Origin of the sequence: Kutzneria sp. 744 (genome assembly GCF_000568255.1) — a bacterium.
Classification (GTDB): Bacteria; Actinomycetota; Actinomycetes; order Mycobacteriales; family Pseudonocardiaceae; genus Kutzneria.
Genome location: NZ_KK037166.1, coordinates 3,332,019 through 3,338,432, shown reverse-complemented (window position 1 = coordinate 3,338,432; position 6,414 = coordinate 3,332,019). Strand labels below are relative to the sequence as shown.

The following is a 6,414-nucleotide window of genomic DNA, read 5'->3' as shown; positions in this document are numbered from 1 at the left end:
ACGTCGGCGTAGGTCTGCTGGACCGCGAACTTCTCGTGCGCGAGGTAGCCGTGGTCGGTGATCACCATCCAGTCCAGGCCGTTGCGCACGCGCCGGCCACCTGCTGCTCCACGGTGTACATGGCGTCGTTGGATACTGGGTGTGGATGTGATGGTCGCCGGCCAGCCACTGGTAGCGGCCGGGGCTGTCCCATGCCGGGCTGGCCGCCGCGGTGCCGGCGCCGAGCGCCCCCGCGCCGGCGACCGTGGCCCCGAGCAGGCCGGCGTTGCGCAGGAACCGTCGACGGCTCACATCCACCGGGCGGAGCTCGCGCTCCGGAACAGACAGGTCGGCGTAGTCGGGCGTGGTGTCCCCGTGGTGATGGTGGTGCACGGGCGGACGCTAAGAGCCCGAGATGGCCGCCGCGTGTCGACAGCCTGAACTCGGGGCGGTTCACCTGGAACGAACAGACTCGAAACATCCCCGACATGTGCGGAACCGGTGACGGTCCTAGGGTGGCCGACGTGGTGGAGGTCGGTCGGACCGGAGCTCGCTTCGGATCGTCGCGCAACCGCGAGCGGTGGGCGGACGTCGAACCGGACGTGGAGCAGCCGAAACTGGGGGAGCCCGCTCCCGAGGAGCCCGCCGTCGCCGAGCCCGAGCACGGCCGGCACGAGCTGGAGGCGGCGCCGGAGGTCGGGCGCACGGGCGCCCGCTTCGGCTCGTCGAGAGCCCGCTACCGCTGGCAGCGTGACGACGACGAAGAAGACGAGGTCGCGCTGACCCAGGCCCTGCCGGCCCCGACGAAACCGGCGCCGCCACCGCCGCCGACCTACGCGGAGGAGTTCTTCGCCGGCTTCCCCGAGGACGACCTGGACGACGACGAAGAGCCCAGCTCGTTGGTGCGGCCTTACGCGCGAACCGGCGGCCGGACCGAGGCCAGTCGCGAACTTCGGCTGGAAACGCTGATCTCGGTCGAGCGCTTCGACGTAGTACTGGACATGGAACAGCGTCGCATCGTGGAGATCTGCGAGCGCACCCGCTCGGTGGCCGAGGTCGCGGCCGCCCTGCCGGCACCGCTGGGGGTCGCCCGTGTCCTGATCGACGACCTCATCGAGCTCGGCGTGTTAACGGTGCATACCGGAGACAGCCGCCCCGACGAGGCTCTTCTCGTCCGTGTGCTGGCCGGACTTCGCAGACTGTGACCCGTCGGTAACGCTTGACGGTCGTCAGGAAGGCGTGAAAAGTTCTCGCCTACTCCGCCGAACGGAGTCCCGATCGGCCTGCCATCCAGGCGGATGCCGAGGGCGAGGAAAGGGGGCGGCCACGTTCCGACTCGCCGACACCGGCCAGCAGCAGGAGCCCACCCCGCGACGGATCGCCGATGACCTCGTCGCCACCCTCAGCTTAGCGGAGAAGATCGAACTCACTCAGCAGACCCAGCCGGCCCTGCCCCGGCTGGGCCTGCCGGCCGCGGACTTCACCCTGCGGCCGGCCACCGAGGGCATCGAGTCGACCTTCCCGGCGCCGCTGGGCCTGGGCAGCAGCTGGGACCCCGACCTGGTGGCCCGGGTCGGGGCGGCCATGGCCGACGAGCAGCGGGCGGCCGGCGGCGGCGGAGTGCGGGAGATCCCGCTGGTCAACCCGTCCTACGACCCCCGGCACGCGCGTAACGAACGGGGTTTCGGCGAGGACCCGCTGCTGTGCTCCAAGCTCGGCGTGGTCTACGCGCTTGGCCTGCGCGGACCGGAGAAGGCGCACCCCAAGACCGTGCCGGTGGTGCGCCATGTGGACCAGCTGGACCGGTGCGCCATATCGCCGGGTTTCAACCTGCGGGTTTCAACGAGTACGAGATGCCGGTGTTCCGCGCCGTGGTCGAGACCGGCGGCGCGGCCGGCATCGTGCTGTCGCAGCTGATGATGGAGGACTACCCGGCCCTGACGGCCCAGCTGTTGCAGCTCGTGCTGCGCGGGTGGGGCGACGGCGAGACGACGATCTGGAGCGAGAAGCTGCCGGACCGCCCGCTCAGCTCCGGCGGCCAGGCCCTGGCGCTGCGGCTCGGCGCGGACGGGTTCATGGGCGGCGGCCGGACCGTCGAGGCGATCTCCGACGCGTGCCAGCGGGGCGAGGTCACCGAGGCGATGATCACCGCGGCGGCGCGGCGAATGCTGATGATGCGCCTGCAGCTGCTGGCCATCAGCGCCGGCCCGGCGCACGTGGACCGCAAGGGCCATCAGGACCTGGTGCGGCGGGCGGCCCGCGAGTCGATCGTGTTGCTGCGCAACGACGGCCTGCTGCCGTTGCTGGTCGGCCCGGGCATGCGGCTGGCGGTCATCGGCCCGCACGGCGAGGGGCTGGCCGACGAGCTGAGCCGCCGCGTCACCGCGCAGTACGTGAGCGGCTCCGACCGGGTCACAGTGTCCGGAGTGGACGGTGAGTTCGAGCTCACCGAGTGGCGGCACGGCCGGTTCACGCTGACCTCGGAGACCCGGACGATCGAGGCCTTCGCCGACCCCGACGGGACCGTGACCGCGGACGGCGAGCCGCTGGAGTGGCAGCGGGTGTCGCACGGCATCGCCGACGCCGTGGCGCTGGCCCGCGAGGCCGACGTCGTCGTGCTGGCCATCGGCAGCAACCCCGCCCTGGACGACGGAAACCGTGACACGCTGGAACTTCCGCCGCAACAACACCAGTTGGTGCGGGCGGTGCGGGCCGCGAACCCGAACGTGGTGCTGGTCGTGCGCAGCGCCTATCCGTACGCGCTGCGCTGGGAGGACACCTATCTGCCGGCGATCCTGTGGAGCGCCCACCCGGCCGACGAGGCGACCGCCGACATTCTCTTCGGCGACCACGCCCCGTCCGGGCGGCTGCCGCAGACCTGGCACCGCACCGACGACGACCTGCCGCCGACCCTGGACTACGACCTGATCCAGGGCAGCGGCACGTACATGTACCAGGAGACGGAGCCGCTGTACCCCTTCGGCCACGGGCTGACGTACACGAGCTTCACCTACGAGGACATGGACCTGAGCTCGCGGGTGATCAACTCGCATGAATCCGTCACGGTGACGGTTCGGGTCCGCAACAACGGCTTCCGCGACTGCCACGAGGTCGTGCAGCTCTACACCCGCCAGCTCAACTCCCAGGTGCGGCAGCCGCGGAAGGTGTTGCGGGACTTCAGGAAGGTGCTGATCCCGGCCCGTGGCAGCCGCGACGTCACCTTCCGACTACGGGCCGCCGACCTGTGTTTCTGGGACGTCACCCGGGACAAGTGGGTGGTGGAGACCGCGCTGCACGAGGTTTTTGTCGGCAGCTCCTCGGCCAAGGCCGCCGCCAGCGCCGTTCTCGACGTGCACGGCAAAACCCTGCCGCCCCGGATCCTGGCCGGCACCGCGCGGACCGCGCACTCGTACGACGAGTCGATGGGCCTGGCGCTGGTCGACATCTCCAGCGAGGCCGGACTCGTTGTGACAGCGGCAAAAGGTGGCGCCTGGCTCGGGTTGCTGGGCTACGACCCGAGCGGCTGCCGGTCGTGGAGCCTCACGGCCTCCAACGCGGGCGACGACCCCGTGCCGGTCGAACTGCGCTGCGGCGCGCCGGACGGCCGGCTGCTCGGGACCGTGCTCGTGCCGCCGACGACCGACCGGCGCCGGTACGCGGTGGCCACCGGTTCGTTGATGCCGGTGGACGAGATCAGCGATCTGTTCGTGGTGTTCCCCGAGCAGGGCCCGTGGATCACCCGCATCGGCTTCGCCTAAGGCAGCTCAGCCCACCTGGATCGACCGCTTGGCCAGGCCGTGCCAGAAGCCGTCGATCACCGTGCGCTGCGTGCCCAGCTCGTCCTCCGCCGCCCCCAACGTGACGAACAGCGGCGCGAAGTGCTCGGTGCGCGGGTGGGCCAGCCGCCCGGCCGGAGACTTGTGCTCGAAGTCCAGCAACGAGTCCACGTCACCGGCGTCGAGGGCATGGTGGCCCCACTCGTCGAACTCCGACGACCAGGCCGGCGTGTCGACGGACCGCATCGCGCTCAGGTTGTGGGTGAAGAAGCCGCTGCCGATGATCAGCACGCCCTCGTCGCGCAGCGGCGCCAGCTTGCGGCCGACCTCCATCAGCTTCTCGGGGTCCAGCGTGGGCATGGACATCTGCAACACCGGCACGTCGGCGTCGGGGTACATCTCCACCAGCGGCACGTAGGCGCCGTGGTCGAGGCCGCGCTCGGGGGCGTCGTGCACCTGCCGGCCGAGCAGCTGACGCACCCGGTCGGCCAGCTGCGGGGCGCCCGGGGCGGCGTACTGGACCTCGTAGTAGTGCTGCGGGAAGCCCCAGAAGTCGTAGACCAGCGGCACGGTGGTGGTGGCGGAGACGGTCAGCGGCGCCTCCTCCCAGTGCGCCGAGACCATCAGGATCGCCTTGGGCTTGGGCAGGTCCTTCGACCACGCGGCCAGCTGGCCGGTCCACAGCTTGTCGTCGGCCAGCGGTGGCGCGCCGTGGCTGAGGTACAGGGTCGGCAAACGCATGGGAACGACCTCCCGCCTAGTTGAATATTCAACATGCTAGGCGAGAGGTCGTTCAAATTTCAAGTACCTACCAGGTGACGGGCACCTCGGTCACGCCGGACAGCACGGCGTTGGCCCGCCGCGGCACGTCCTCGACCGGGACCGTCAGCCGCAGCGTCGGGAGACGGCGGAACAGGTGGGTGAAGGCGATCTCCAGCTCGGCCCGGGCCAGGTTCTGGCCGAGGCACTGGTGGATGCCGAAACCGAAGGCCAGGTGCTGGCGCATCGGGTTGGCCACGTCCAGCTCGTCGGAGTGCTCGCGGTCGGCGACGGCGCTGGCCACCAGCACACCCTCGCCGGCCTTGATCGTCACGCCGCCGAGCTCGATGTCCTCGGTGGCCACGCGGCCCAGCGCGCCGGCGATCGTCAGGTAGCGCAGCAACTCCTCGACCGCCGCCGGCATCGCGGCCTCGTCGTCACGGATCTTGGCCAGCTGCTCGGGATTGCTCAGCAGCAGCATGGTGCCCAGGGAGATCATGTTGGCCGTGGTGTCGTGGCCGGCGATCAGCATCACCATGCCCATCGTGGCCAGTTCCACGTGGTCCAGCTTGCCCTCGGCCAGCTGCTCGGCGATGAGGTCGTCGAGCAGCCCGTCGCCGGGATCGTCGATCTTCTTCTGCACCAGCTCGTGCAGGTACGTGAACAGGTTGTGGATGGCCGTGCCGTCGGCGTCGAGGCGGCGCCGGGACTGCTCCTCGAAGAACGTGTGGTCCTCGTAGGGCACGCCCAGCAGCTCGCAGATCACCATGGACGGCACGGGCAGCGCGAACGCCGCCATCAGGTCGGCCGGCGGGCCGGCGGCGATCATCGCGTCCAGTCGCTCGGTGACGATCCGCTCGATCTTCGGCTTGAGCGCGGTGATCTTTCGCACCGTGAACGACGAGATCAGCATCCGCCGCAGCCTGGTGTGCACCGGCGGGTCGTTGGAGACCAGCGTGGCCGTGAGGCCGGTCGGCCGCGACTGCGGCGGGATCGGGATCGGCATCGGAAAGTTGGGCCGGCCACGGTCCGACGACACGTGCGGGTCGGCCAGCAGCGCGCGGGCCTCGGCGTGCCCGGTGACCAGCCACGGCGTGGTGCCGTCGAACAGCCGCACCCGGGCTACCGGCCCGCGTTCGCGCAGCTCGGCCGCCCCGTCCGGCGGATCGAACGGGCAGGTCCTGGTCAGGCTGAGGTCCGGGATGGTGTCGGTCATGAGTGTTCCCCCACCACTGTAAGAAACGGATCGTATCTTCATTTCGAGGCTAGACTGCGATGCGAAGAAACGCAACGGATCTAATCGGGGAGTCCCATGGCCGGCCTCAGACGACGCGGCGAGGAGCTGGAGGACGCGCTGCTCACCGCCGCATGGGCCGAGCTACTCGACGTCGGCTACCCCAGGATGACCATGGAGAACGTCGCCGCCCGGGCCGGCACCAGCAAGCCGGTGATCTACCGGCGTTGGCCGACCAAGGCCAAGCTGGTGATCGCCGCCCTCGCGCACAACCTGCCGCTGGAGGACGCCGACATCGACACCGGCACCCTGCGGGGCGACCTGATCGAGCTGGTCGGCCGGGGCATCAAGCGTTTCGGCCGCGTTCCCGGCGACACCATGCCCGGCCTCATCACCGAGACCTTCCGTGAGCCCGAGGTGTTCGAGGAACTCCGCGGCCGGCTACGGACCGGCGAGATCATCGAGCACATCCGCCCCCTGCTGACCCGGGCCGTGGCCCGCGGCGAGCTACGCACCGACCAGTGCAGCGACCGCGTCCTGCGCGTCCCCTTCGACCTGCTGCGCAGCGAAACCCTGCTCTACGGCGTGATGATCGACGACGCCGCCATCACCGCCATCATCGACGACATCACGCTGCCGCTGTACCGCCTGCACTGCGGCTGACGG

General features: G+C 70.2%; 6 protein-coding genes and 1 pseudogene. 4 read left to right on the top strand and 3 right to left on the bottom strand.

Annotated features, from left to right (window positions below; genetic code table 11):
* Positions 1-372, bottom strand: a pseudogene (locus KUTG_RS63555) (hypothetical protein); the annotation flags it as partial.
* Positions 373-494: 122 nt separating this feature from the next.
* Between KUTG_RS63555 and KUTG_RS58445 the strand changes: the two are divergent.
* Genes KUTG_RS58445 through KUTG_RS53440 form a run of 3 tightly spaced genes read left to right on the top strand, consistent with a single transcriptional unit; the run spans position 495 to position 3,737 of the window.
* On the top strand, positions 495-1,184 hold the full coding sequence (locus tag KUTG_RS58445; protein WP_157494545.1) for a DUF742 domain-containing protein: 690 nt from the start codon (positions 495-497) through the stop codon (positions 1,182-1,184).
* 34 nt (positions 1,185-1,218) lie between these two features.
* Positions 1,219-1,896 (top strand): glycoside hydrolase family 3 N-terminal domain-containing protein, encoded by a 678-nt coding sequence (locus KUTG_RS14820; RefSeq protein WP_043717435.1) that lies wholly within the window; start codon positions 1,219-1,221, stop codon positions 1,894-1,896.
* Positions 1,833-3,737, top strand: a complete 1,905-nt coding sequence (locus KUTG_RS53440) for a glycoside hydrolase family 3 protein (protein ID WP_052394533.1) — start codon at positions 1,833-1,835, stop codon at positions 3,735-3,737. Before KUTG_RS14820 ends, KUTG_RS53440 begins: the two co-directional genes overlap by 64 nt.
* Positions 3,738-3,743: 6 nt before the next feature.
* Here the strand turns inward: KUTG_RS53440 and KUTG_RS14810 are convergent, their stop codons facing one another.
* Both KUTG_RS14810 and KUTG_RS14805 read right to left on the bottom strand, forming a co-directional pair.
* Positions 3,744-4,496: a dioxygenase family protein gene (locus tag KUTG_RS14810; RefSeq protein WP_043717433.1), complete on the bottom strand. Its 753-nt coding sequence runs from the start codon at positions 4,494-4,496 to the stop codon at positions 3,744-3,746.
* Positions 4,497-4,563: 67 nt separating this feature from the next.
* A complete protein-coding gene (locus KUTG_RS14805; RefSeq protein WP_043717430.1) occupies positions 4,564-5,730 on the bottom strand; it encodes a cytochrome P450 in 1,167 nt (388 codons plus the stop codon).
* A 96-nt stretch (positions 5,731-5,826) separates the two neighbouring features.
* Between KUTG_RS14805 and KUTG_RS14800 the strand changes: the two genes are divergently transcribed.
* Entirely contained in the window at positions 5,827-6,411 is a 585-nt protein-coding gene (locus KUTG_RS14800; RefSeq protein WP_043717427.1) for a TetR/AcrR family transcriptional regulator, read from the top strand.
* The last annotated feature ends 3 nt before the right edge of the window (positions 6,412-6,414 follow it).

Coding starts and splice junctions, on each gene's coding strand:
- KUTG_RS14800 (WP_043717427.1), top strand. CDS start 5,827: ATGGCCGGCCTCAGACGACGCGGCGAGGAGCTGGAGGACGCGCTGCTC.
- KUTG_RS14810 (WP_043717433.1), bottom strand. CDS start 4,496: ATGCGTTTGCCGACCCTGTACCTCAGCCACGGCGCGCCACCGCTGGCC.
- KUTG_RS14805 (WP_043717430.1), bottom strand. CDS start 5,730: ATGACCGACACCATCCCGGACCTCAGCCTGACCAGGACCTGCCCGTTC.
- KUTG_RS53440 (WP_052394533.1), top strand. CDS start 1,833: ATGCCGGTGTTCCGCGCCGTGGTCGAGACCGGCGGCGCGGCCGGCATC.